Raw genomic sequence first — 24,615 nt, 5'->3', positions numbered from 1 at the left:
TCACGTACAGAAGTTCACATATCCCTCTATACGCTCATGCGTAACATGTTCCGGGACCCTGAGTAGGAACGGAGCGGCATGCAGACCCGGAAGGACCTCTACCAGGCCCACCGCCTGATGATGCAGCGTCTGGGCATGGCGTTGCTGCAGGCGGAGCCGGATGTGCCCGAGCCGCCGATGCGCCGGCACACGGTGGCGATGTTCTGCGGGATCCTGATCGCGGTGCTGGTGACCGCGGGATTCGGGATCTGGGGCATGCTGAAACCCGGCAACGCGACCAAGTTGACCGACCCCGGCCAGTTACTGGTCGAGGACGAGAGCGGCGCGAAGTACGTCTACAGCCAGCAGGAGAAGAAGCTGCTGCCGGTCGCCAACTACGTCTCGGCGCGGCTCCTGCTCGACACGCCCGACGTGAAGGTGCGGAACGTCTCGGCGGCCTCGCTGGCGAACTTCGACCGGGGCCCGCTCGTGGGCATCCCGGGCGCGCCCGACTCTCTGCCGGCCAAGGACAAGCTCGTCAAGGGGCCGTGGTCGGTGTGCGTGGGCGAGACGACCGACACGGCGGGCGTCGGAAAGACGTACGTGACCCTGGTGGGCGGCATGAACGTCGGCGGCACGCCGATCGGCGAAGGCGCGATGGTCGTGCGCGACGAGCAGCAGCAAGGCTGGGTGATCTGGGGCGACCAGAAGATGAAGGTCGGCAGCGAGGGGATCAACGCGCTCGGCGCCACCGTGGTCAGGAAGGTGCCCGCCGCCTGGATCAACGCCATCCCGGACGGGAGCGACTTCAGGTTCCCGTCGATCCCGAACCGCGGCGCGGCGGTACGCGGGCCTGATGACCGCACCCGGCGGATCGGTCAGATCTTCCAGACCCCCGGCATGGCCGGCGGGGCCGACCGGTGGTACGTGCTTCTCAAGGACGGGCTGTCGCCCATCACCGTGACGCAGGCGACGCTGCTGCTCAACGACGCGGCCAGCAAGAAGGCGTACGGCTCGGGCCGGGTGGTGCCGATCACCATCGATCCCGCCACGGCGAACGCGGCCCTGTCCAAGACGTCGATGCTCGGCGGCGGGCTGCCGACGACGATGCCCAAGGTGATCACTCCCGCCGCGAACGCCCCGCTGTGCGCCGTGTACGCGGACACGCAGCGCGGCTCGACCAAGGCCACGATCACCAGTGGGGCCACGATCAGCATCCCGGTGCCGCCGGCGACGGGCAACCAGGAGCAGTTCGACCAGATCGTGATGCCGAACGGCGGAGCCGCCGTGGTGGGGCTGCTGCCGGGCGAGGGGCAGCTGCGGTCCGTCAACACCTACTACCTGGTGACCGAGCAGAACCGGCGCTTCCCGCTGCAGACCGGGGCGCAGGTGGAGACGCTCGGATACGACGCCACGGCGGTGGCGCCGCTGCCGGCGCCGCTGCTGCACATGATCCCGGAGGGGTCGCGGCTCGACCCTGCCGCCGCGCAGGCTCCGGTGAAGGTCAACCAGTAGGGCTCCGCGGGAGGGGGCGTGCCCGCTCCGGGTCGCGGTGAGGACTGCCCTCCTCGGTCGTCGTCGGCCGGGGCAGGACCGCCGCGAGCCCGGGGGGTGTCCCTGGCAGCCAGGGGGACCCGGGGGATGTGGCGGTAGGGAGGGCGCGCGGGCTCTGTGGGGTCCGCATGGCGGCGCCTTGTGCCATGCGGGACGCCCGGGGTGGTGGGGGTGCCTCTCGCCGAGGCGCGGCGCGCGGTCGTGGGGGTGCCTCTCGCCGAGGCGCGGCGCGCGGTGGTGGGGGTGCCTCTCGCCGAGGCGCGGCGCGCGGTGGTGGCGGTGCCTCTCGCCGATCGGCGTGAAGGGTGGTGGCGGTGCTTTCTGCGGGTCTCCGGCGCGTTGGACAGATCGGGGGGCGGGCGCCGGGCCGATGTCGTTCTGGGGCGTGGTGCGGGGTCAGGCCGGCCTGCTGGGAATGTTGCCCCCGGAGGGCAGGCCGCCGTTCTTGGTGTCGATGCCGTTCTTGCTGTCCGTGGGGATCGTCTTGGGCACCAACGCACCCGTCCGGGGGTCGTTACCCAGCCCGTACTGCTCGATGGGCATGGCCATCATGGTCTGGAACTTGGTCGCCTGCTCCATGCTCTTCATGGACACGCCCTGGTAGATGGCGTAGACGCCACCGGCGAAGATCGCCAGTTTGAAGAGGATCGGCCGGAGAGAGGTCCACAGGGCCTTGAGCCCCGCGTTGATGGCGATCTGGGAGAGGGCCCAGGTGCCGGGGGTGAGCCTTGACGCCAGCACCAGGCCGGCCCAGACCACCATGGCCGACATCAGCCCGAGCGCCACCCAGGACAGCTTGTCGTAGAGCTCAGCACTCGACTTGAGCGTGTCGCCGATGCCGTTGCGCCCGGTGCCAAGTTCCTTGATCGCCTCGATGAACCCGTCGGCCGCGGTCTCCATGGCCGTGAAGGCGGCGCCCTCCCACTTGGCGTCCGTCTTCAGTTTGTCTTTGAAGGCGACCATCCACTCGGCGAGGCGCTCGATCTCATCGGTGTCGCCGCCTTCCGCCGTGGTCTTCCATCCCTTCATCGCCTTGAGCATGCCGTCCGGGTCCGCCACCATGACGCCCAGGCCGACGGCGACGGCGTAGGCGAGCGGCCTCCGGATGATCAGCGAGCAGGCGGTGGAGACCGTCGCCGCGACGATGAACCGGTTGCGCGCCCCGGTCAGCTCTGCCATGTCAGGCCCCCTCGTGCCGGAGAACGGCGGCCGTCACGCCTTCTTCGTCTTCCCAGTCCTCCGGCTCGCCGCGCAGCAGTTCGGAGCCGTTGCCCTCGCGCTCCTTGTCCCCGCCGGCGCCCATGGGGGACATCGGCATGAACGGCATGCCGCCCATGCCGCCCATGGCCGCCCCGGCGGGCAGCTTGGGCATGCCCGCCGCCGTCGCGGACGCCGCGCCGTTGCCCATGCCGCTGGTCGTGCCCGGACTCGACGAGGCGCCGCCGCCCGGAACGCCGTTGGTGACACGGGCGGGGTCCACGCCGTTCGGTCCGTCGGGGACACGAACCTGCGGGTTCTGCAGGGTGGACGGGTCCAGTCCGGCCAGGTCGGTCTTCGTGCTGTCGGGGAGACCGTCCAGTCCGGCCTTGCTCGGGTCCACGGTCGGCAGGCCGGGCTGGTCGATGCCGGGGGTCCGCAGGTTCGGGTTCTGCAGGTCGGGGGTCCGCAGGTCCGGGTTCTTCACATCGGGGTTCGGCAGGTCCGGGTTCTTCAGATCAGGGGTCCGTAGGTCCGGGTTCGGCAGGTTGGGCCCGTTCGCGTTCGGGTTGTTCGACGATGTGGGGGGGATGCCCGCGTTGGGGTTGAGACCGTCCAGGCCGGACCCGTTGAGACCGTTGCCGTTGAGCCCGTTGCCGTTGAGACCGTCCAGGCCGGACCCGTTGAGACCGTTGCCGTTGAGCCCGTTGCCGTTGAAACCGTCCAGGCCGGACCCGTTGAGACCGTTGCCGTTGAGGACGGGCATCGTGCGGATCTGGTTGTCGTCCAACGGGTTGGGCGTCGACTGCTCGTCCGCCTCGACGTACTTGGCGTCCGCGATCTTGAACGCCTCCCGCCACGACTCCAGCACCTGCTGGGCGACCTTGAGCGTGTCCACCTGCCGGGTGCGGCACTCCTCGTGGGCGTTGTCGCAGTCGCGACCCGACACGCCGTAGCCGATCCACCCTGTCGAGATGCCTCCCGTACGGCCGGCGAACGTGGCGAGCTTGTCGCCCTCCCCGCTGAGGGTCTTGCCGTTGGCCTCCAGCCTCCCCTTGGTGAACTTGACCCCGGACGACTCCACGCCCGTCGGCTTCAGATCGCCCAGCGAATACGGATTGCTCTCAGGCATCGGTCCCCCTCCTCGGCGCCGGCGCAGGTGCTCAGCAGATGTACGGATCGGTCACGTCGGGTGTGACCGTCCAGATGCCGCGGTCCTCCGGCATGTGCGCGCCGGATTCGGTGACATCCTCCGAGCCTATGGGCGTCGCGGCGCCGCTCCCCATCGGCAGGAACGGGTACATCGATCCGTGGCCGGAGTTCGCCGAACGGCCTTGCGGCCCGGCGTTGCCGCCGGCCTGCTCACCCCACTGGCTCGGCCCGCCCAGCACAGCCGGAACCCCGGGAGTGACTCCGGTCGCCGGCACGAGCGGCATCGAGGTGGTCGCCATCGGGATGGACGTGGTCGGCAGGGCGGTCGGCAGGGTGGTGGCGGGCGTGAACGTCGACGGCGGCGCCACCTGGGAGGGGTTGAAGTTCGCCGCCTCCGTCTGGCGGGGGTCGTCCCGGCCGATCACCGAAGGCACGGTCCCGTCATCGGCGCCCGTCTGGTGCCGGGTGGTCTGGTCCGGGTCCGTCGCGGTGGGGTCCGTCGCGTCTGTGCCGGTGCCGTTCGGGTCGCCACCGCCGGGACCGCTCCCGTCGGAGCCGGTGTTGCCGCCGGTCCCGGCCGTGCCCGTGCCGTTCTGGCCGGTACCGTTCTGACCCGTGCCGTTCTGCCCCGTGCCGTTCTGGCCCGTGTCCTGCTGGCCGGCGCCGTTCTGGCCCGTCCCGTTCTGGCCCGTGCCGTGCGAACCTGTGCCGTTCGAACCCGCGCCGTTCGAGCCTGCGCCGCCGTCGCCGACGCCCGTGCCCCGCGTGTCGCCGACGCCCGTGTAACCGGTGCGGCTGCCCGAGCCGTAGCCGGCCGTCTCCGTCTGGCTGGACCCGGGCGAGATGCCGTTCATGTCGACGGTGCTCTGCGACGGGAGCGCCGACGGGACCTTGACGGGCGGCAGCTCGTACGACACGTCCATGGGGACCTTGACGTCGAGCAGCTCGACGATCTTCTCGTTGAGCTCCTTCATCGCCCGCTGAGCCTGGGCGTTCTCGGCTGCGGTCTTGGCGCTCTGCGGGATCAGCGCGTCCGTCTGCTGCAGGTACGGGCTACCGGTGGTGCCGCCACCGGATCCCTCAGGGGTCTTCGTCGCCTCGACGCGGATGTTCCGGACCTTCTCCAAGGTCTCGGGCACCTTCTGCGCGTAGCCGTCGAGGGCGTCGTCCATCATCTTCATCTTGCTGGACAACTCGACGCCGCTGGCGTGCATGAGCTGCATGGCCTTCTGCACCTCGGCCGCGGCCGGGCCCCGCCACGCCTTGGCGAGCGTGGCCGCGTGCTCGTTCAGCGCGGCGACGGCCCGGTCGATCGCCTGCGCGGCGCCGCGGTAGGCCGAGCCCGCGCTGCTGACGTCGGCGGGACTGGTGTTGGTGAGCAACCGCTCGATCTCAGCCTTGGACGCCTCGACCTCTTTACCCTCGGGCGTCGCCTCGAAAGAACGGATGACGAGGACTTTGCGCCGGCTACCCACGGTGCCCTTCCTCAGGCCTCACGGCCACCCTCGTTGTGCTGGTTCGTACGAGCGTAGATGTCGGCATTGGCCTCGATCGCCTTGATCACCTTGTCGAAGGCCTCGGTGAATTCGCTGTACGCCTGGCTGAACTTGGTGCCGGCGCTGTTGGCGCCGACGGTCTTGGTGAACGCGCTGGCGTCGTGCCAGGTGCCGATGTGCGCCTCCGAGAGCTGGCATTCGTCCAGGAGACGCTGTTTGTGGTGGTCGAGACCCTTACCGCTGCCGTCTGACCCTGCGAAGGCGGCTCGGAGCTCGCGGGCGACCGCCCGCATCTTGCCCACCTCGTAGTGCAGCGTGGCCTTGCTGTCGAGTCCGGGCCAGTCGGGGTCGATGTCGAGCGGGTCCGGGCCGCCTTCGGTTGCGTCCTTCTGCGTCATGTCACCCCGTAAAGACGTGTGCTCGGCCATCGCCTCGTGGCGATGACCGAGTCGACGAGTACGGCTTACCTACCCGGGTCGGCCCACAGAGCGCGGGCGGCCCGCTCGGCGTTCATGTAGTTCTGGTTGGCCAGGCCCACGGCCTGGGCGGCCTGGGCGAGCTGGTTGCCCATCTCCTTCTCCTGGGCGTCCCAAACCGCCCGAGCCCGGTCGAACTCCGACTTGGCACCCTGGCCGGTCTCGTCGTCGTACCAGGCGTCCGCGAGCACGCCGGCTACATCCTTGTAGAGCTGGTCGGTGATCCGGTCGAGTTCGGTCACCACCTTGATGAGGCCCTCCTGCGCGAGCTGCATCTGCGCGAAGTTGACCTGGGTGAAGTCATGCAGGAGCTTGTCAGCCATAGCGATCTCCATTCCGTACGGCGCCAGGCGGCGGGTCAGGCCTAGACCTTGATGTTGATGAGCGAGTCAACGGCGTTCTCGTTGGCTCCCACGTGCTCGCCGAGAACCTTCAGGTTGTCCCCGGCCTCGGCGGCGGCAGCACTGTAGATCCCGGCGCTGACGTTCATGTTGTCGTAGATGCGCTCCAGGCTGTCGATGATCCGCTGAGCGCCCTGGTCCCACTGGGCCATGTGCATCCTGTACTTGGCGGCCGCGTCGCCCTGCCACGACTTGGCCGGCCCGGAGTCGAGCAGCTCCTGCACGGTGCCGGCGACCCCCTTCCGCAGTCCTTGAATCTGCGTGGCCGCGGCCTGGACGAGGTTCGCCGCCTTCTGGACCTGTTCTGGGCTGGCTCCGTAGTACGTCACAGAGATTCCTCTCCCCGGTTTGTTGGGCCTACCGACCTACCGTCAGAGTCCACACAAGCAGACGGAGGGCACGATCGGCACGAAAACAATCAAAGAGCACGGTAGCTATCACTTGCAACATGCCTAACAGGCATGCACATCACAGATAGATGACGCAAAAGCGACATTTCTATAAAGTCGCAGGTCAGAGGCCTGCTGCCACTTGACGATGATCGTGGAATTTCGGTTAACAGAACGTTGCGGTTTGCGGGCGGGCGTCCTGATCGCCCATCGTTGCACTAGCGTCTGCGATCAACGGAGGGCGGCGGCATGAGCCAGGACGTGGACAGCTTGATCAACTGGGGGGCGAGCGCGTCGTCCCCCGCTGTTGCCATGACGGGTATGCCCAGCGAGACTCTGGCCCAGGACGTCGAGTTCGCGGACGGGCGGCAGGCCGTACAGGGTGAGCGCCCGCAGGGCATGGAGGACGCGCGCGGCACCGAGACCGCCGCCGACTCCTCGAAGGACGACGACGATCCCGAGTGGATCGAGCCGGTGGCGGCCCAAGGGGATCCGCAGTGGGAACCGTCCGACGGCAAGGAGGAGGAGCCCGCGCAGGGCTCCCCCACCGACGAGGACGGCGAGGCTGACGACGAGAACGGCGAGGACGGCGACGGTCCCGGCGGTCAGCCCGACACGGTCGACGAGGCCAAGGACCCGGAGAGCGACGACGACTCCGGCGACCAGGACGGCTCTGGCGACGAGGATCCGGCGAACCCGGGCGATCCGAACGACCCGACGAATCCGGCCGACCCGAGCGACCCGAACAACCCCACAGACCCCGACGACCCCAACGACCCGAGCGATCCGAACAACCCTGAAGACCCGAACAACCCCACAGACCCGAACAACCCGGGCGATCCGAACAACCCCACAGACCCGAACAACCCGGGCGATCCGAACGACCCCACGGACCCGAACGACCCGAGCGACCCGAGCGACCCCACGACCCCGGATCCCACCGACCCCGGCTCGCCGGGCGGCCCCGGCACCCCGGATCCCACTGATCCGGGAGACGACGGGAAGCCGGGCGATCAGCCCGATCTGCCCGACGTGCCCGACGTGCCTGCTCCGGGCACCGAGCCTCCTGCCGACGCCGACAAGCCGGGTGACTCCGGCGAGCCCACCACGCCTGGCGCCGACCTGCCGTCCGTCCCCAGCGGCGGCGGTGGTGGAGGCCCCTCCGGAGGTGGGAGCGGCACGGGAGGCCCCACCGGCACCGGAGGCCCCGGCGGAGGCGGTCAGAACGGCCCGACGGGCAACAACGGCGACCAGAACAAGGGGGACACCGGGAAGAAGCAGACGCCGAAGGAGATACGGGACCAGTACCTCAGCGCCGAAGGCGTCTCCTCCGAGTGGCGCAACGCCCGTCCCGAGACCCTGAAGAGCTTCGGCAACAAGATCGAGCACGACGTGGCCAAGGATCTGGACGCCCTGACCTCCGAGATCAAGCAGATCTCCACCGGCTTCCCGGGGTTCGGCCTGCTGGGGCTGCCGATCACCTTCGCCCACGGCAGTGTCCGGGACACCGCTGCCGGATACGTCGACGCCGCACACCAGTCGGTCAAGGGCTGGAACAACCAGCTCCACAACGGCGCCAAGATCATCGAGTCGGCCGAAGCGGCCAGCACGGCCAAGTCTTAGGGGAGGGTGAGCCGCGACCATGCCTGATCTCAAGGACACAGGCACGACCATGTACCTCACAGCAATCGGCCTGACGGTCTACTCCCAGCTTGCGTTCGGCCCGAAGGGTGCGATGGCGACGACGCTCATCGGCACGCTCTATTCGAGCCCGAGCGACATTCAGGACGCGTCGGACAGATGGCGAAAGATCGTGCCCAAGCTGGATGCGTTCCAGGCCAAGTTGGACGCCCTGGAGAAGGACGTGCCGGAGGAGGACTGGAAGGAGATGTCCCGGCCGGAGTTCCAGCAGGTGAAGAAGGACTTCCTGGCCCGCAAGGACGACTCCAAGGCGGTCTACACGGGCGTGGCGGACGTCCTCAGCGGCCTGAGCAAGCTGTCGGAGGGTGCGGCCGTCTTCTCGCTCGCCGGCGCGTCCGGCATGGCCATGTGGGCCACGGCCCGCTATATCTCCAAGTTGAACCTCGGGGTCGCCCTCGGCGTGCAGGGGCTCTCCGCCATGTTCGTCCAGGGGTTCCTGAACGGCCTGAGACTGCTCGCCACGAAGCACCGCAAGGCCATGATGATCAGCGCGGGCGTGGCCACCGCAGCGGGCTACATGCTCGCCTCCCACATGGCGCAGGAGTTGACCAAGCAGACCGCCCCGGAGAAGGCGCCCGACTTCACGCAGGTGTACCTGGAGGGCCTCCCGCAGGACAGCACGTCCGGGACGGGCCTGCCCAAGCCCTCGCCCAGCCCCGCGACCAGCTCCACGAGCGGGGACACCACGAGTGGGGACACCACCGCCGAGGACACGACGGTGCAGGCGCCCGGCCCCACGAACGACACCGTGGCCACCTGAGCCGTCACGCCGCCGCCCGGCCCGGGCTCCGTCAGAGGTCGAGGCGGCGGCGGATGCGGTCGAGTTCGCCCATGACGTCCTCGAAGGTGCGGTTGTAGGCCGCCTCGGCACTCCTGACCTGTTCCAGCGCCGCGTCCGGGTCCTTGATGAAGCGCATCGGGTTGTCCTCCTCGCCGAAGACGTCGCCCATCGCCTCGCTGACCTTCCGCTGGAGGTCCTCGGAGGCCTCCTGCACCACCTGCTTGATCTTCTCGGCCAGTTCCGAGGAGCTCAGCCGCATCGCCTTGGGGTGCAGGTCGAGTTCCCGCAGCCCCTCGGCGGCGTACTCGGCCGTGACGAGCCCGTCGTCGTCCTGCGCCCGCCCGACCAGGGTGCCCATGGTCTTCTGCAGTTCCTCGACGCGGGCGAACTGCCCGTCGGCGGTCTTGAGAAGCTTGTCGATGTCGATGTTGGCGAAGTCCCCGAACTCCTGCACTGGCTGCTCCGTCCGCGAGTGATGAACGTGCAGCAAAGTAGCGCTCGTGGATCATCCGCGCAATCAGGACGGTGTGGTGGGCAGCTCGCGCTTGGGGGCCACCCACTCGTAGTTCTGGTGGCCGGGCGGCAGTTCTCCGGCGACCAGCGGACGCTGGAACGGAGGGAGGCCACCGGTCTTGATCCGTGCCTGGGTGAAGTCGATGGCCACCGCGCCGGTGGGCCACACGACCTGGAGCTGACGCGCCTTCTTCGCCTCGTTCAACAGTGCCTTGGCGGCGAGTCCCAGCATGACGGTGAGCTGGCCCAACATCAGCGCGCTGGTGCTGAGGGCGAGCTTGCCCGCCATCATCTCCCGCACCATGGCGATCGCCCTGGTGTGCGGGAAGAGCTTGAGCACCTGGAGCGCGACGAGTGTGCCGGCGAGAGTGCTGCCGACGAAGAGCATGTCCGCCCAGAAGCCCCGGACGATGCTGCCGATCTCGTCGGTCACCGAGCCGATGCTGGAGAGCACCTGGCGAAGTTTGCCGATCTCGCCGGACAGGCGCGTCATGGCGGCCTCGGCCGCCTCCTGGTCCCGCCCCTGCCAGTTCTTCCGCAGTTCCTGCTTGAGGTCGGGGATGAGCGACTTGATGCCGTCGTCCAGGGATCTGCCCATCGCGTCCCAGTTGGTGGCCGCCTGGGAGATGCCGCGCTCGTTCGCCCAGGCCTGGGCGACGAGCACCGCCGCGGGCACCAGGTAGATCGACATCCGCCCGAGCGACCGCATGGCCTGCAGGCCGGGTGGCGGCGGGCCGCCCGGTGGTGGCGGCACCAGCCGCAGATGGGGGGCGCCGGCCGCGGCCCTGCCCGTCGCGCCCCCTCCGCCGAGCACCCGGAGCCCTCGCGCGTGCGGATCGACTGCCATCGTCGCCCCTCTACCGGTATCTGACGATGCTCATGTCCTCGGCGACCCGCCAGTTCCGGGCAGTCACCATGAGCGTGTCCTGCCACCCCTGGATGACCTCCACGGCGTCGTCCAGCACGTCGGCCGCCATCCGCTGGGTGTCGCGGTAGACGTCGGCGAACACGAGGTTGCCGCTCGCCGAGAACCCCGGCGCGGGGACGTTCGTGTCGTCCACCGCGGCACGCAGGGTGGTGAAGACGGGGAGCAGTTCCTCCCCGATGCGGGACGCCACATGCTCGATCCCGCGCGACGTCACATGAACATCCAGTGCCATTCGGTCCCCCAGCCCACAAGTGTCCGGGCTCACGCTACGTCACCTGATCACCCCCACCGACCGGGTTAGCGATCACTTCACGCGACGGACCTGGGGCGTTCCCTCCGGGTTCACCATGATCGCTTTGCCTTCGGATGGACAGGTGTGCCCGTTCATCCGAGGAGAGTTTGCGATGTCGTACTTCCCGTCCGGTGATCTCGATCCGGCGAACCTCGAGCGTCTGGTGAGGGAGAGCGAGGAGTCGGTCCGCCGCCTGGCCGATGCCACCGCGGAGCTGGAGGCGATCTCCGGCACGGGACGCAGCCGCAGCGAGCTGGTGAGCGCGGAGGTCGACAACGGCGGCGGGATCCGTCGCGTCGCGATAGACCCGCGCGCCATGCGGCTGGGCAGCGAGGAGCTGTCCGAGCAGGTGTGCGAGGCCGTGCGAGCCGCTCAGGAGGACGTCCAGCGGCAGGGCCTGGAGCTGCTGACCCTGGCCGTCGGGGCCGACGCGACTCGGGCCGCGGTGGACCTGGACGCCCTGCAGCGGCAGCTGCAGGACGTCCAGTCGACGTTCGCGAGGTCGGTCGACGCGAGCGCGGCGGTCGTGGACCGGATCAGCCGCCGTCCCGAATGGTGACGGCTCAGCCCGACAGGCCGCGTACCCAGGTGTAGACCTCCAGGACGCCGAGCGCGAGCGGGAACATCGCGGCGATCAGGATGAGCTCCACGATGTCACCCGCACGCCCCCAGAACGGGGACGGCTTGCCCGACGGCAGCCAGACTCCCATCCCCATGGCGATCAGCGCCGCCCAGAGCAGCCCGATCACCAGGACGGCACCCATGACGCTGCCCTGGCCCGACCCCATCGAGATCGCCAGGGTGGCGAGACCCGCCACTCCGGAGGACACCAGCCACAGCCGCTGCCCCACCCCGGCGAACACCCGCGCCCGCATGATGATCGTCAGTGCCAGGATCACGGCCGTGACCCGGGCCAGCCAGTGGCCGTTGAGCGCCAGGAAGAAGTGCGCGCCCCCGGCGACCAGCGCCAGGCCGGCGATCATGCCGGTGACGTAGTTGCGTGCCTGGACGGTCCGGTCCTTGATCTCCGGAGCGTCCAGAAGCTGGTTCTCGTTGCGGAGTTCCTCGGCGTTCGTCGGCAGCCCGGGCAGCGGGAGCCGCGCGATGCGGAACGACAGGGTCGGGATCAGCGGGCTGAACGCCAGCAGGATGGTGGCGGTCATCGCGGCCACCCCGGCCTCCGGCAGCCCGAAGACCATGACGACGGCCGCGGCTATCGCACCCGCCACGGATGCGATGGCCGTGCCGAGGAACCCCACCACGCCGTCGGAGACGAGCGTCCCCGCGAACGTGGCGATCAGCGCCGTGCAGGCCAGCGCGGCGAGCAGGTGCGGCGCGCCGAGCGTGAACAGGCCCGCGGCGCTCGTCGGTGCCAGCAGCCCCGCCAGGAAGGCGTACGGCAGCGCCGCGTAGCCGACCGGGACGCCGGCCGAGGAGTCGGCGACCGCCCGCGACATGATGGCCCCCGTGGCGACCAGCAGGACGGCCAGGGCTCCCGACACGATGGCGGTCACCGTCCATGGCGGTCCGGCCATGAACAGCAGGGGCGGCCCCACCCAGAGCAGGGCGGAGGCGGCGCCGAGGCCGAGCCGGCGGGAGTGCTTGCCCTCCCAGATGCCCGCCCGCTCCTGGACGCCGGTCGCGACGAGGTCGGCCACGTCGTCGTAGAGCGCCGGCGGCATCGCCGCCTCGCGTGGCCGCAGGTAGAGCACCTCGCCGTCGAGCACGCCCATCGACGCCAGGCTCTGGCCGAGGTCGAACGGCGCCCCGCCGAGCCGCTGCAGCACCCAGCCCGGCCCGGCCGCGTTGTCGCCGCCGATCTCGTCCACCGCGCGCAGCAGTCCCGGCATGACGTGGGGCAGCGGGATGTCCACGGGGAGCGCCAGGTCCACCCTCTTGCGGGGCGCCACGATCGTCACGTGGCACAGCGGCGGCAGCGGTGCGGCCGATTGGGGCAGGGCTCCCTGCGGGACGGGTCCGCGGGGCCCCGCACCGTGAGGCACAGGACCGTGTGGCACGGGACCATGGGGCCCTTGAGCCAGCGACCTCACTGATTCCCCCTTTTTTCCCACGAATCACACGACATGACGAACATATCGGGCACACAGCGGATCATGTGCTCTGGTAAGAAAGTCTTCCGACCCCCGAGGAGGGCAAGTCCAGGGTGAGCATCGTCATCGTGCGGCGCCCCGAGCGCCGCCCCAGTCCCAAGCCGCCTCGCGGCGAGATCCTGCTCGAGTCTCCGCCCGAGGTACCGGAGGTCCAGGGCCAGGGTTTCATGATGGCGCTGACCTACATGCCCATGATCGCGGGTGGGGCGGCCATGGCGCTGATGTTCACCTCAGGGGGCACCGGCAACCCGCTCATGTACGTGGCGAGCGGCCTGTTCGCCTTCTCCATGGTGGGCATGACGATCGGCCAGATGGGCCGCCAGGCCGGCGAGCGCAAGCACCGGCTCAACGGCCTGCGCCGTGACTACTTCCGCTATCTGTCCCAGGCCAGGAAGCGCTCCCGGCGGGCCGCCAAGCAGCAGCGCCAGGCCCTGGAGTGGAGCGGGCCCGCGCCCGACTCGCTCTGGTGGGTGGCGATGAGCGCGCGCCTGTGGGAGCGCCGCCCGCGTGACGAGGACTTCGGCACGGTACGGCTGGGCACCGGCGTGCAGCGGCTGGCGATCCAGCTCGTGCCCCCGGACTCCAAGCCGGTCGAGGACCTCGACGCGTTGACGGCGGGCGCGCTGCGCAGGTTCGTCCGGGCCCACTCCACGGTCGCCGGGCTGCCGGTGGCCGTGGCGCTCGGCTCGTTCGCCCGGATCAAGCTGCGCGGCGACCCCGTGGCCATGCGTGACCTGGTACGGGCCATGATCGCGCAGATGACGGTCTTCCACTCCCCCGACGACATGCGGATCATGGTGTGCGCCGACGAGAAGTGGATGCCGCACTGGGACTGGGTCAAGTGGTTGCCGCACGCCCTGCATCCGGAGCAGAGCGACGCCGCCGGGCAGGTCCGGCTCATGGCCGAGAACCTCGCCGAGCTGGACCGGCTCGTCGGCGCCGAGCTGAAGGAACGGGCCCGGTTCAAGCCCGGTGCGCCGGCCGACTCGTTGCCGTACCACGTGCTCATCCTCGACGGCGGGCACGTGCCGGCCGACTCCCAGCTCGGCACGGACGCCATCCAGGGCGTGACCGTGATCGACCTGTCCGACGGCGCCGGGCCGGTCGACGAGCGGAGCACGTTGCGGCTCGACGTCCAGCCCGAGGGCTTCTTCATGGTCAAGATCGACCACGCGGGCAAGGAGACCACCACCCGGCTGGGCGACCCGGACCGGTTCGACTACCTGCGAGCCGAGGGGCTGGCCAGGCAGCTCGCCCCGCTGCGGCTGTCCACGGGCGCCGCCGGCGGCGAGGTGCAGGACGTGCTGTCGGCCAACACCACGTTGACCGAGCTGCTCGGCGTGATGGACCCGACCCGGCTCGATCCGGCGCAAGTGTGGCGGCCCCGCGCCGCCCGGAACAAGCTGAGGGTGCCGATCGGGCTGGGCGCCGACGGCCGCGTCGTCGAGCTGGACATCAAGGAGTCCGCCCAGGGCGGGATGGGCCCGCACGGGCTGGTCATCGGCGCCACGGGATCGGGCAAGAGCGAACTCCTGCGCACTCTGGTGCTGGGCCTCGCCGTCACCCACTCCTCGGAGATCCTCAACTTCGTCCTCGTCGACTTCAAGGGCGGCGCCACCTTCCTCGGCCTGGAGGAGCTGTCCCACGTCTCCGCGGTGATCACCAACCTGGAGGACGAGCTACCGCTGGTGGACCGCATGCACGACGCCCTGCACGGCGAGATGGTGCGCCGGCAGGAGCTGCTGCGCGCCGCCGGCAACTACGCCTCGCTGCGCGACTACGAGCGGGCCCGGGAGCAGGGCGCCGACCTCGTGCCGATGCCCACCCTGTTCGTGGTCCTGGACGAGTTCAGCGAGCTGCTGACGGCCAAGCCGGAGTTCATCGAGCTGTTCGTGATGATCGGCCGGCTGGGTCGTTCGCTCGGCGTGCACCTGCTGCTGGCCTCGCAACGGCTGGAGGAGGGGCGGCTCCGCGGCCTGGACACGCACCTGTCCTACCGGATCGGCCTGCGCACCTTCTCGGCCATGGAGTCGCGCGTGGTGCTGGGCGTGGCCGACGCCTACGAGCTGCCGTCCGCGCCGGGCAACGGCTACCTCAAGTTCGACACCTCCGGGATGACGCGGTTCAAGGCCGCGTACGTGTCGGGCCCGTACCAGGCCGACCCTCGGCAGGCGGCGGCCGGCGACGGCGACGCGCCGATCCACGAGGTCGTCGAGTACACCCCGGCCTTCGTGCCGGTGCCCGAGGTGGAGAAGCCGAAGGCGGAGATCGCGCCGGCCGCGGAGAAGGGCCCGCAGGTCAGCCTCCTGGACATCGTGGTGAACCGGCTGAAGGGCGCCGGACCTCCCGCGCACCGCATCTGGCTGCCGCCGCTCAGCGAGCCGGCCACCCTCGCCCACCTGCTGCCCCCTCTGTCGATCACGCCCGAGCTGGGCCTGTCCACGCCCGGCTGGCCGGGGCGCGGCGGGCTGCACGCGGTGGTCGGCATCATCGACCGGCCGTTCGAGCAGCGGCGCGACCCGTTCTGGCTGGACCTGTCGGGCGCGGCCGGCCACGTGGGCGTCGCGGGCGGCACGCAGAGCGGCAAGAGCACCGCGCTCCGGACCCTGATCACCAGCATGGCGCTCACCCACACCCCTCGCGAGGTGCAGTTCTACCTGCTCGACTTCGGCGGTGGCTCGCTGGCCACGCTGGACGGGCTGCCGCACGTCGGCGGCGTGGCGAGCAGGCTCGACGCCGACCGCGTGCGCCGCACGGTCGCGGAGATCTCCGGAGTGCTCCGGGACCGCGAGCGGGTCTTCGGCGAGATGGGCATCGACTCGATCGCCTCCTACCGCCGGATGGTGGCCGCCGGGGAGATCGAGGGCGACGGGTGGGGCGACATCTTCCTGGTGGTCGACGGCTGGCTGACGGTCAGGCAGGAGTTCGAGGCGCTGGAGGGTGTGATCACGGACCTTGCCGCGCGGGGGCTCGGCTACGGCATCCACGTGGTCGCGGCCACCAACAAGTGGTCGGAGTTCCGGCCCGGCATCCGCGACCTGTTCGGCACCCGGCTGGAGTTCAAGCTGGGCGACGCCTACGAGTCGGAGATCAATCGCAAGGCGGCCGTGGCCGTGCCGGAGGGCGTGCCCGGCCGCGGCCTGACCAAGGAGGGCATGCACTTCCTGTCGGCGCTGCCCCGGATCGACGGCGTGCAGAACGCCGATGACCTGGCGGTGGGCGTGCGCGCGCTGGTGCAGGGCGTACGGGACGCCTGGCAGGGTCCGGCCGCGCCCCCGGTGCGGCTGCTGCCCGCGCTGTTGCCGGCCGAGACGCTGGCGGCGGCGGACCCGGGCGCTCCCAAGCGCATCGCGCTCGGCATCGACGAGGCGGCGCTCGCGCCGGTGATCCTCGACTTCGATGCCGACCCGCACTTCATCGTGGTGGGCGACACGGAGAGCGGGAAGTCCAACCTGCTGAGGCTCATCGCCGAGAGCATCGTGTCCAGGCAGACGCCGCGCGAGGCGATGATGATCGTCATCGACTACCGCCGCTCGCTGCTGGACACGGCGACCACCGAGCACCGGATCGGCTACGCCGCCTCCAGCACCGCCGCCACCGAGCTGATCAACAACGCTCGGGGAGCGCTGCTGAAGCGGCTGCCGCCCGCCGACCTCACGGCCGACCAGCTCCGCTCGCGAAGCTGGTGGCAGGGTTCGGACCTCTACATCGTGGTGGACGACTACGACCTGGTGGCCGGCACCACCAACCCGCTGCTGCCGCTGGCCGATCTGCTGCCGCAGGCCCGCGACATCGGCCTGCACCTGGTGCTGGCCCGCCAGATGGGTGGCGTCGGCCGGGCCATGTTCGACCCGATCATCACCAAGATCAAGGACCTGGCGAGCCCTGCGGTGATCCTGTCCGGCAACAAGGACGAGGGCTACCTGTTCGGCAACGTGCGCCCGCACCCCCTGCCCACCGGCCGCGGCTACTACGTGGACCGGCGTTCCGGCGCGCGTCTGACCCAGACGGCGTTCGTCGCACCCCCGGCTCCGCCGGAGGAGGGCAGTTGAACACTTCAGGCATGCCAGGTCACACGAGTAACATCACCAAACGTCTTTGCCGACAACGCGCACTAACCGCCAGAAAGGGGCCCGTGGTGGGAGGCGTCGCACTGAGTCAGAAGGCACTCCAGCTGCTGCAGGAGGCAGTCAACGACCGTTCGGTTGATCTGGTCAAGCTCAAGGACGGGAAACCCGCGGAGAAGGGCGCGCCGGAGTTCGGCGGCGCGTTCCCGGCCAAACAGGAGGCCCGCCTGTTCGGCGACCTCGCCGACTCCGACGGGCTGATCACCGCGCTGAACAACGTCGAGCAGCGGGTCTCGGACCAGCTCGTCGCCGCCCGGGAACGGCTCGACGACGTCGAACGGGCACTCGACCAGGTGCGCCGCAACATCCAGAAGGCGGACCAGGGCTCCACCGTGCAGGACCCGTCGTGAGCGTGCGGGACCAGATCGCCGAGCTGCCCAACGGCAAGAAGTTCACCGACGTGATGGACAAGGTCAAGGACGCGGATCCGGGCGAGATCAGGCGCATCGCCGCGCGGTGGGTGCTGGGCGGGGCCGACACCGTGGGCAACATGAACGTCCTCGCGGGCGCCGTCCGGCGGGTGGACGACTGGTGGCGAGGCCAGTCGGCCGACGCCTTCGTCACCTACATGGCCAAGTACGGCAAGGCCGGCCAGGCGCTGGACGACGTGCTGGTGTCCTGCTCCGGCTCGCTCAACGACGTGGCCGACGAGCTGGAGAAGGCCAAGAAGAACATCGACCGCCTCGGCGGCGACCTGCTCAAGCAGGTCGGGGACATCCGCACCGCCTACGCGCAGGCCAAGAACGACCCCTCGGCCACCACCGAGAACCTCAACCGCGACATCGGCGCCAAGGTCACGTCGTTCGCGCAGACCGCGCAGCAGAGCCTCGACTCCGCCGAGACCGTCATGTCCACGGCGCTGAGCAACATCAACAAGCAGCTCGGCAAGGACACGAACCTGTTCTCCGGGATCCCGTTCGCCGGCAAGCAGGATTTCGTCGCCGACAAGGTCGGCTGGGTGCCGGTGTCCCCCGAGGAGTACCGCAAGACCCAGCTCGCCCAGAACGGCGGCTCCACCGGCTCGGGGAGCCACGGCCCCGGCGGCGGCACCGGCGCGTACGGCTACACCGGGACCTCCTCGGGCGGCACCACGCCCCGCCCGAAGGCGGAGGTGGTGGAGTGGATCAAGCAGGCGCTGACCGTCATCAAGTCGCCGGAGATGGCCGGGGTCCTGCGCCGGCGCGGCATCGACGTCAGCGACCTGGATCCGAACGACCCCAAGGACATCGAGCGCATCTGGACCGTCATCTTCCACGAGTCGGGCGGCAACCCGAGCGCGATCAACAGATGGGACATCAACGCCCAGAACGGCGTGCCGTCACAGGGCCTCATGCAGACGATCCCGCCCACCTTCAACGCCCACAGCCTGCCCGGCCACAAGCAGATCCTGGAGCCGGTGGACAACATCATCGCCGGTGTCCTCTACACCTACAGCCGTTACGGTGACATGGGACGTCATCCCGGCATCGCGTCGATCGAGAGCGGCGGCGGCTACCGGCCCTACTGACACGGAGGACCCGCCCCCTCACGGGGAGCGGGTCCTCACATCGTCGGAGGGCGCGGGGTCAGCCGCAGTTGCCCCAGTCGGCGCTGGTCCGGCTGGAGCCGGCGCCGCCCTCGAAGCGGACGCACTTGCCCTTGCCCTGCATCTTCACCGGGCCGGCGTAGTACTCGAAGTTGCCGCTGTCGGTCTGGCGTCCGCCGCCCTGGATCTCCAGGGTCGCGGTGACCGGCGTCGCCTTGCCGATGTCAGCGGTCTTGATCGTCACCACGCAGTTCTCGCCGGTGGAGTTGTTGTAGAGCTGGTAGGTGACGCCGCCCGCGAACGAACCCTGCCGCTGGACGTAGAAGCCGGATCCGCACACCGACGTCGGCGTGTGCGGGTTCCTGGTCTGGGTGGGCTTCGGCGCGGCCGTCGTCGGCTTGACGGTCGGCTTCGGCGACGTCGTCGTGGGCCTCACCGTCGGCTTCGGCGACGTCGTCGTCGGCCTGACCGTGGGCTTCGGCGACGTCGTGGTGGGCCTGACCGTGGGCTTCGGCGACGTCGTGGTGGGCCTGACCGTCGGCTTCGGCGACGTCGTCGTCGGCCTGACCGTGGGCCTGACCGTCACCGTGACGCTGGGCTTCGGCGACGAGGTGGTCGGGCGAGTGGTCGGCGTGACGGTCGGCTTCGGCTGCTCCGTCGTCGGCCGGCTCGACGGCGTCACGGTCGGCTCGGGCTGCTCACTGCGCGTCGGCAGCTCGCTCGGCCTCGGCGGGTCGCTCGGCCTCGGCTGCTCCGTGGGCTCGGACGTGGGCTCCGGGTCCCGGGTGGGCTTGCCGTGCGACCGGGTGGGCACCGGCTCGCCGGAGATCTGGTCGTCCGGCGTCGGGGAGCTCGACGGGGTCGGCGTGGCCGTCGGCGTCACCGTGGCCGTGGCCGTGGCGGTCACGGTCGGCTGGGCGACGGTCGGCTGGCCCGTGGGCTGCGTCACCGGCTGCGTCGGATACTGCTGCTGGATGACGGGCTGCGTCGGCAGCGGCGACGGGACGGTGCTCAGCTCCGGCACGGCCATCTCGGTCGGCTCGTCGCGGGGCAGCTCGAACGGCAGCACGCCGGTCGAGGTGGGATCGGGCGTCTGCGCCCACGGCACGGTCACCTGGGGCTCACCTGAAGCCGGCGGCTGCTGCTGCGTGCCGTCGCCGGGCACGACCGGCTGACCACCGTCGCTCCCCTCGGCCGCACCCGCGGACGAGACCGTCGCCGTGGCGCCCGGGGCGGCGGCCGACTGCAGCGTCTGCTTCGGCGCGTAGCTGGTCGCACCCCACAGCCCCAGCCCTGAGACGAGCACGACGGCGCCCAGCGCGCCGACGAGACCGACGGGGAACGCGCGCCGCGGCGCGGCGGCCGACTGCACCGGACTGTCCGCCCACGTCTGCCGAGGCAGGTCCTGGCCGTCCGCCGGCGGCGGTCCCCACGTGGGAGGCGGGGGCGCCTGCTGGTGCGCGACGACGGGCGGCGGCGGTACCGGCAGGCCCTGCAGGGGCGGAGCGTCCTGGCCGGGCGGCAGCAGCACCGTGTCGCCCGCGGGGGCCTGCGGGGGCACCATCGGCTGCATCGGGACGGGGGGCACCACACCGGGCAGACCGGCGTGGTTGTCGCCCAGCAGGCGCAGCAGCGCGGTGTACGTGGTGGGCCGCTCGGCGACCAGCTTGGCCAGACAGGACAGCACGACGCCGCGCAGCGGTTCCGCCAGCTCGCCCAGGTCGGGCTCGACGTTCATGACGGCCTGCGCGTCCTGGCCGAAGGGCGGGTTGCCGGTCGCGGCGAACGTCACGACCGAGGCCCAGGAGAAGACGTCGGTGTAGGCGTCGAACGGCTCGCCGTTCAGCTGCTCGGGCGAGCGGTACCCGACCTCGCCCACCGGCGGTCCGATCGCGGCGTCGGTGACCCGGGGGCCGTCCGCGCTCATGATCACGTTCTGCGGGGTGAGGCCGCCGTGGGTGAGGCCCGCGAGGTGGATCGGCGTCAGAGCGGTGAGCACGCCGACGGCGACCCGCTCCAGCGCGTCGCCGGACAGCGGTCCCTCGTCACGGACGACGTCGGCGAGGCTACGCCCCTCGATGTGCTCGCGGACGACGTACGGCCGTCCCTCCCACACGCCTGTGTCGATCACGCGCGCGACGTAGGAGCTCGAAATCCGCTCGCCGCCCTTCAGGCGCTGAGCCACGTCCGCGGCGTCCGGCATGGCCGGCAGCACTTTGATCGCGTACGGGGTTCCGTCTTCGCCTCGGCGGCCCAGGTAAACGACCCCGCGCGGGCCCTCGCCGACCCGTTCGAGGATGGTGTAAGCGCCTAACTGTTCAGGGTCACGCGGATTCAGGGAGTTCATGGGCGCCCTTTCAGTGACAAATCATGACTCAGGAGTCATTGAACCAAATCTGCCACTCCGGAATCATCCGTTTCCGGCCTGCCCTGACGGACGTTCACCACATCGACATCCTCAGTGCTGGCGGCCCGGCCGCCACCCCCGCCGCCTGCCCATCGGCAGCACCATCCGCAGCACCAGGACGAGCCCCGACAGGACCAGGGCAGCGGCCCCGACACCGGTCGCCACGTCGATCGCATGCTGATCCACGGGCGGCCGTTTGGCCACCAGGTCGCCCCGCAGCGGCACCTCCGGCGGCGGCGCCACCGCCACCTGCTCGGACGGCAGGACCGCGGTCACCGCCAGCAGGGGGTTCACCATGCCGGCACCCGTGCCGTCACCGTGCGCGCCGTCGGCCGTGCGCTCGATGCGCCGCCTCACCTGCTCGTTCGTCAGCCGCGGGTGCCGGGCGCGCACCAGCGCCGCGACCCCGGCCACGTACGGCGCGGCGAAGCTCGTCCCCTCCAGGTCGCCGCGGAACGACCGCCCGGTCCAGGTGCTGGTGACCTTCTCGCCGGGCGCCACCACACCGACCCGCGAACCGGTGTTGGAGAAGTCGGACAGCCTGCCGTCCTGGGCGGCGGAGCCGACCGACAGCACACCCTCGTAGGCGGCGGGATAGGCGGGCGAGGTGACCCCGCCCTTGTCCACGTTGCCCGCCGCGGCCACGATGACGATGTCGCGCGACAGCGCGTACTGGACCGCCGCCTTGAGATCGGGCTGGTCGCTCGCCTGCACCGAGACGTTGATGACGTCGGCCCCCGCGTCGGCCGCCTCGATGATCCCTTCCGCCAGCTTGGCGACGTCGCCGTCCTGCTCGTTGGTCTGCTTGTACGAGAGCAGCCGCGCGGCCGGGGCGACCCCGTGGAAGGGGACGCCCTGCAGGTAGCGCCCCGCGATGATGCCCGCGGTCGCGGTGCCGTGCCCCATGCAGTCGCGGTGGGTCGTACGGGTGAGGTCCACCTGCTTGATCACCGCTCCGGCCAGCGACGGATGCCTGAGGTCGAGACCGCTGTCGACGATCGCGACCGTGACCCCCTCGCCCCGCGTCAGCTTCCAGACGCTGCGCGCGTTCAGCCGGCGCTGCGCCCACGACTCCGCGACCTGCATCGACCCCTTCTCGGGATTGCACCGCACGGGCTCGGCCCATGCGGTACCCGGAGTGACGACGAACCCGGCGGCGAGCGCGCAGGCGAGGAAGACCCGATGGATCATGACAGGGAAGCATATATTGTCCGGGTTTCCCGCTCCGGTCGATCGCCAGGGGCGTTCCAGCCGGACAGCGAAAAGCCCCGGCTCGCGCCGGGGCCTCGCACGGTTCGCGGGTCAGCGGGTGGCGGACTCGATGTTGCCCCGGTAGGTGTTGATGACCCGCGCGGCCTCCTGGAGCTCCTCGGTCATCCGCTGGAACGCGGTCCGGTAGTTCTGCCAGGCTCCCTGGAAACGTTCGGCCCCCGGGCCGGTCCAGGCCGTGCCGACCTTCGCCGCCTCGCGGTCGAGGGCGGTCATGGTGGTGCGGACCGCCTCCGACTGCTGCGTGAACTGGCTTGCCATCGACTGCATCTCTGCCGGGTCGCCACCGAGCAGGCTCTGGCCCATGCATGCCTCCTGGATCGTCGGGATAGCACGCTCACCCTAGGCGGGCACCCCGGCCATCGCCCTCGGTTATGCCGAGCGGCTATGGTCGTGCGCAGGATCATCCGGCTTCGTCAGGGCTCGTCCGGACGCCGAGGGCCAGGCGAGGCCGGACGGAGCCCGGCGCTTACACTCCGTTGAGTGCCCGGTTGAGTGCCCGGTGGAGGAAGGACGGACGCAGGTGCGCAAGGTTCTGATCGCCAACCGCGGCGAGATCGCCGTACGGGTCGCGCGGGCGTGCAAGGACGCCGGCCTCGCCAGCGTGGCCGTCTACTCCGACGAGGACCTCGACGCCCTGCACGCGCGGGTCGCCGACGAGGCGTACGCGCTGGGCGGCCGCTCGGCCGGGGAGACCTACCTCGACGTCGGCAAGCTGCTGGACGTCGCGCGGCGCTCGGGCGCCGACGCGGTGCACCCCGGCTACGGGTTCCTCTCCGAGAACGCCTCGTTCGCGCAGGCCGTGATCGACGCGGGCCTGATCTGGATCGGGCCGCCGCCCGAGGCCATCGCGGCGCTCGGCGACAAGGTGCGGGCCCGGCACATCGCCCAGAAGGTGGGCGCCCCGCTGGTGGCCGGCAGCAAGGACCCCGTCTCGGGCGCCGCCGAGGTGGTGGCGTTCGCCGAGGAGCACGGCCTGCCGATCGCGATCAAGGCCGCGTACGGCGGCGGCGGGCGGGGCATCAAGGTGGCCCGCGCCCTGGACGAGGTCGCCGAGCTGTACGAGTCGGCGGTTCGCGAGGCCGTGGCCGCCTTCGGGCGGGGCGAGTGCTTCGTGGAGCGCTACCTCGACCGGCCACGCCACGTCGAGACGCAGTGCCTGGCCGACGCGCACGGCAACGTGGTGGTGGTCAGCACTCGCGACTGCTCCCTGCAGCGGCGGCACCAGAAGCTCGTGGAGGAGGCGCCCGCCCCGTTCCTCACGCAGGAGCAGGTCGAGGTGCTCTACGCCAGCTCCAAGGCGATCCTGCGCGAGGCGGGCTACGTGGGCGCGGGCACGTGCGAGTTCCTCGTCGGCGAGGACGGCACGATCTCGTTCCTGGAGGTCAACACCCGGCTGCAGGTCGAGCACCCGGTGACCGAGGAGGTGGCGGGCATCGACCTGGTGCGGGAGATGTTCCGCGTCGCCGCCGGCGAGCCGCTCGGCTACGACGACCCGGAGCTGCGCGGTCACGCGATCGAGTTCCGGATCAACGCCGAGGACGCGGGCCGCAACTTCCTGCCCGCGCCGGGCACGCTGACCGCCTGGCGGCCGCCGTCGGGGCCGGGCGTGCGGCTCGACTCCGGCTACGAGGCGGGCATGACGGTGCCGCAGTCGTTCGACTCGCTGGTGGCCAAGCTGATCGTGACGGGCCGCACCCGGGCCGAGGCGCTGGAGCGCTCGCGACGGGCGCTGGCAGAGTTCGAGATCGGCGGCATGCCGACCGTGCTGCCCTTCCACCGCGCGGTCGTGTCCGACCCGGCCTTCACCGCCGAGCCGTTCTCGGTGCACACCCGCTGGATCGAGACCGAGTTCGCCAACACGATCGAGCCGTTCGCCGGCGACGTCGCGGGGCCGGAGGGCGAGCCGGCGGCGCGCGAGACGGTGACGGTCGAGGTGGGCGGCAAGCGCCTGGAGGTGGTCCTGCCCGCGGGATTCGGCACGACCGCCGCGCCTCCGGCGGGCGCCCGCCGGCCGCGACGCGGCGGGGGCGGCGCGAAGAAGGCGGCGGCGGGCGGCGACGCGCTGGTCAGCCCGATGCAGGGCACGATCGTCAAGGTCGTCGCAGCCGACGGTGACGTGGTGGCCGAGGGCGACACGGTCGTGGTGCTGGAGGCCATGAAGATGGAGCAGCCGCTGGCCGCGCACAAGTCGGGCACCATCACGGGCCTGACCGCCGCGGTGGGGCAGCCCGTCACCTCGGGCGCGACTCTCTGCGAGATCAAGGACGCTTGACGGCACTGCGGGCGTCGTGGACCGAGGATCTCTGGCGGGAGC

The 24,615-nt window shown here is 70.6% G+C and carries 21 protein-coding genes; 8 read left to right on the top strand and 13 right to left on the bottom strand.

The annotated features are described in order from the left end of the window. The first annotated feature begins 78 nt into the window (after positions 1-78). The gene (eccB, locus tag CXR44_RS05320) at positions 79-1,494 is read left to right on the top strand and encodes a type VII secretion protein EccB (protein ID WP_101783753.1); all 1,416 of its coding nucleotides are present in this window, start codon (positions 79-81) and stop codon (positions 1,492-1,494) included. A 435-nt stretch (positions 1,495-1,929) separates the two neighbouring features. Here eccB and CXR44_RS05315 read toward each other — a convergent pair whose 3' ends face one another. The 6 genes from CXR44_RS05315 to CXR44_RS05290 form a co-directional block, all read right to left on the bottom strand. Beyond that, positions 1,930-2,712 (bottom strand): hypothetical protein, encoded by a 783-nt coding sequence (locus CXR44_RS05315; protein ID WP_101783752.1) that lies wholly within the window; start codon positions 2,710-2,712, stop codon positions 1,930-1,932. A 1-nt stretch (position 2,713) separates the two neighbouring features. After that, complete coding sequence (locus CXR44_RS05310; protein ID WP_101783751.1) at positions 2,714-3,862, bottom strand: hypothetical protein; 1,149 nt, start codon at positions 3,860-3,862, stop codon at positions 2,714-2,716. Positions 3,863-3,893: 31 nt separating this feature from the next. Next, positions 3,894-5,357 carry a WXG100 family type VII secretion target gene (locus CXR44_RS05305; RefSeq protein ID WP_101783750.1) on the bottom strand — a complete coding sequence of 488 codons (1,464 nt, stop codon included), beginning with the start codon at positions 5,355-5,357 and terminating at the stop codon, positions 3,894-3,896. A gap of 11 nt (positions 5,358-5,368) precedes the next feature. Continuing rightward, positions 5,369-5,776, bottom strand: coding sequence for a hypothetical protein (locus CXR44_RS05300; protein ID WP_101783749.1), 408 nt, complete (start codon positions 5,774-5,776; stop codon positions 5,369-5,371). A gap of 65 nt (positions 5,777-5,841) precedes the next feature. Continuing rightward, on the bottom strand, positions 5,842-6,177 hold the full coding sequence (locus tag CXR44_RS05295) for a hypothetical protein (RefSeq protein WP_101783748.1): 336 nt from the start codon (positions 6,175-6,177) through the stop codon (positions 5,842-5,844). Between the two features lie 41 nt (positions 6,178-6,218). Next, positions 6,219-6,584: a WXG100 family type VII secretion target gene (locus CXR44_RS05290; RefSeq protein ID WP_180903193.1), complete on the bottom strand. Its 366-nt coding sequence runs from the start codon at positions 6,582-6,584 to the stop codon at positions 6,219-6,221. Between the two features lie 381 nt (positions 6,585-6,965). On the opposite strand from CXR44_RS05290, the gene CXR44_RS40025 reads away from it, so the two are divergent. Together CXR44_RS40025 and CXR44_RS05265 are read left to right on the top strand one after the other, a co-directional pair. Further along, positions 6,966-8,267, top strand: a complete 1,302-nt coding sequence (locus CXR44_RS40025; protein ID WP_219601680.1) for a hypothetical protein — start codon at positions 6,966-6,968, stop codon at positions 8,265-8,267. 49 nt (positions 8,268-8,316) lie between these two features. Continuing rightward, positions 8,317-9,105 (top strand): hypothetical protein, encoded by a 789-nt coding sequence (locus CXR44_RS05265; RefSeq protein WP_144069868.1) that lies wholly within the window; start codon positions 8,317-8,319, stop codon positions 9,103-9,105. Positions 9,106-9,136: 31 nt separating this feature from the next. Here CXR44_RS05265 and CXR44_RS05260 read toward each other — a convergent pair whose 3' ends face one another. The 3 genes from CXR44_RS05260 to CXR44_RS05250 form a co-directional block, all read right to left on the bottom strand. Beyond that, entirely contained in the window at positions 9,137-9,580 is a 444-nt protein-coding gene (locus tag CXR44_RS05260; RefSeq protein ID WP_101783741.1) for a YbaB/EbfC family nucleoid-associated protein, read from the bottom strand. Positions 9,581-9,643: 63 nt separating this feature from the next. Continuing rightward, a complete protein-coding gene (locus CXR44_RS05255) occupies positions 9,644-10,486 on the bottom strand; it encodes a WXG100 family type VII secretion target (protein WP_144069867.1) in 843 nt (280 codons plus the stop codon). A 10-nt stretch (positions 10,487-10,496) separates the two neighbouring features. Further along, complete coding sequence (locus tag CXR44_RS05250; RefSeq protein WP_101783739.1) at positions 10,497-10,781, bottom strand: hypothetical protein; 285 nt, start codon at positions 10,779-10,781, stop codon at positions 10,497-10,499. Between the two features lie 190 nt (positions 10,782-10,971). On the opposite strand from CXR44_RS05250, the gene CXR44_RS05245 reads away from it, so the two are divergent. Beyond that, positions 10,972-11,418, top strand: coding sequence for a YbaB/EbfC family nucleoid-associated protein (locus CXR44_RS05245; RefSeq protein ID WP_180903191.1), 447 nt, complete (start codon positions 10,972-10,974; stop codon positions 11,416-11,418). Between the two features lie 4 nt (positions 11,419-11,422). Here the strand turns inward: CXR44_RS05245 and eccD are convergent, their stop codons facing one another. Further along, positions 11,423-12,778, bottom strand: a complete 1,356-nt coding sequence (gene eccD / locus CXR44_RS05240; protein ID WP_245898850.1) for a type VII secretion integral membrane protein EccD — start codon at positions 12,776-12,778, stop codon at positions 11,423-11,425. Positions 12,779-13,023: 245 nt separating this feature from the next. On the opposite strand from eccD, the gene eccCa reads away from it, so the two are divergent. The 3 genes from eccCa to CXR44_RS05225 all read left to right on the top strand — a co-directional run bounded on the left by eccCa (position 13,024) and on the right by CXR44_RS05225 (position 18,604). After that, positions 13,024-17,022, top strand: coding sequence for a type VII secretion protein EccCa (gene eccCa, locus CXR44_RS05235; protein ID WP_101783736.1), 3,999 nt, complete (start codon positions 13,024-13,026; stop codon positions 17,020-17,022). 86 nt (positions 17,023-17,108) lie between these two features. Continuing rightward, the gene (locus CXR44_RS05230) at positions 17,109-17,447 is read left to right on the top strand and encodes a hypothetical protein (RefSeq protein ID WP_144069864.1); all 339 of its coding nucleotides are present in this window, start codon (positions 17,109-17,111) and stop codon (positions 17,445-17,447) included. Further along, a complete protein-coding gene (locus CXR44_RS05225) occupies positions 17,444-18,604 on the top strand; it encodes a transglycosylase SLT domain-containing protein (RefSeq protein ID WP_101783734.1) in 1,161 nt (386 codons plus the stop codon). The genes CXR44_RS05230 and CXR44_RS05225 overlap by 4 nt, the downstream gene beginning before the upstream one ends. A 58-nt stretch (positions 18,605-18,662) precedes the next feature. On the opposite strand, the gene CXR44_RS05220 is transcribed toward CXR44_RS05225, so the two are convergent. From CXR44_RS05220 to CXR44_RS05210, 3 genes are all read right to left on the bottom strand, one after another. Continuing rightward, a complete protein-coding gene (locus CXR44_RS05220) occupies positions 18,663-20,969 on the bottom strand; it encodes a protein kinase domain-containing protein (protein ID WP_101783733.1) in 2,307 nt (768 codons plus the stop codon). Between the two features lie 111 nt (positions 20,970-21,080). After that, positions 21,081-22,220, bottom strand: a complete 1,140-nt coding sequence (mycP, locus tag CXR44_RS05215) for a type VII secretion-associated serine protease mycosin (protein WP_101783732.1) — start codon at positions 22,218-22,220, stop codon at positions 21,081-21,083. Between the two features lie 111 nt (positions 22,221-22,331). Next, positions 22,332-22,604, bottom strand: a complete 273-nt coding sequence (locus CXR44_RS05210) for a WXG100 family type VII secretion target (RefSeq protein WP_101783731.1) — start codon at positions 22,602-22,604, stop codon at positions 22,332-22,334. 217 nt (positions 22,605-22,821) lie between these two features. Here CXR44_RS05210 and CXR44_RS05205 point away from each other — a divergent pair, with 217 nt between their 5' ends. Continuing rightward, positions 22,822-24,573, top strand: coding sequence for an acetyl/propionyl/methylcrotonyl-CoA carboxylase subunit alpha (locus tag CXR44_RS05205; protein WP_101783730.1), 1,752 nt, complete (start codon positions 22,822-22,824; stop codon positions 24,571-24,573). The last annotated feature ends 42 nt before the right edge of the window (positions 24,574-24,615 follow it).

This window comes from Nonomuraea indica, from assembly GCF_002850745.1.
Classification (GTDB): Bacteria; Actinomycetota; Actinomycetes; order Streptosporangiales; family Streptosporangiaceae; genus Nonomuraea; species Nonomuraea indica.
This window is presented reverse-complemented; position numbering and strand designations above follow the sequence as displayed.

What these genes read in the sequence shown, in the direction of transcription:
- eccB (WP_101783753.1), top strand. Translation starts at nt 79, where the DNA reads ATGCAGACCCGGAAGGACCTCTACCAGGCCCACCGCCTGATGATGCAG.
- CXR44_RS05315 (WP_101783752.1), bottom strand. Translation starts at nt 2,712, where the DNA reads ATGGCAGAGCTGACCGGGGCGCGCAACCGGTTCATCGTCGCGGCGACG.
- CXR44_RS05310 (WP_101783751.1), bottom strand. Translation starts at nt 3,862, where the DNA reads ATGCCTGAGAGCAATCCGTATTCGCTGGGCGATCTGAAGCCGACGGGC.
- CXR44_RS05300 (WP_101783749.1), bottom strand. Translation starts at nt 5,776, where the DNA reads ATGACGCAGAAGGACGCAACCGAAGGCGGCCCGGACCCGCTCGACATC.
- CXR44_RS05295 (WP_101783748.1), bottom strand. Translation starts at nt 6,177, where the DNA reads ATGGCTGACAAGCTCCTGCATGACTTCACCCAGGTCAACTTCGCGCAG.
- CXR44_RS40025 (WP_219601680.1), top strand. Translation starts at nt 6,966, where the DNA reads ATGCCCAGCGAGACTCTGGCCCAGGACGTCGAGTTCGCGGACGGGCGG.
- CXR44_RS05265 (WP_144069868.1), top strand. Translation starts at nt 8,317, where the DNA reads ATGTACCTCACAGCAATCGGCCTGACGGTCTACTCCCAGCTTGCGTTC.
- CXR44_RS05255 (WP_144069867.1), bottom strand. Translation starts at nt 10,486, where the DNA reads ATGGCAGTCGATCCGCACGCGCGAGGGCTCCGGGTGCTCGGCGGAGGG.
- CXR44_RS05245 (WP_180903191.1), top strand. Translation starts at nt 10,972, where the DNA reads ATGTCGTACTTCCCGTCCGGTGATCTCGATCCGGCGAACCTCGAGCGT.
- CXR44_RS05220 (WP_101783733.1), bottom strand. Translation starts at nt 20,969, where the DNA reads ATGAACTCCCTGAATCCGCGTGACCCTGAACAGTTAGGCGCTTACACC.
- mycP (WP_101783732.1), bottom strand. Translation starts at nt 22,220, where the DNA reads ATGATCCATCGGGTCTTCCTCGCCTGCGCGCTCGCCGCCGGGTTCGTC.
- CXR44_RS05210 (WP_101783731.1), bottom strand. Translation starts at nt 22,604, where the DNA reads ATGGGCCAGAGCCTGCTCGGTGGCGACCCGGCAGAGATGCAGTCGATG.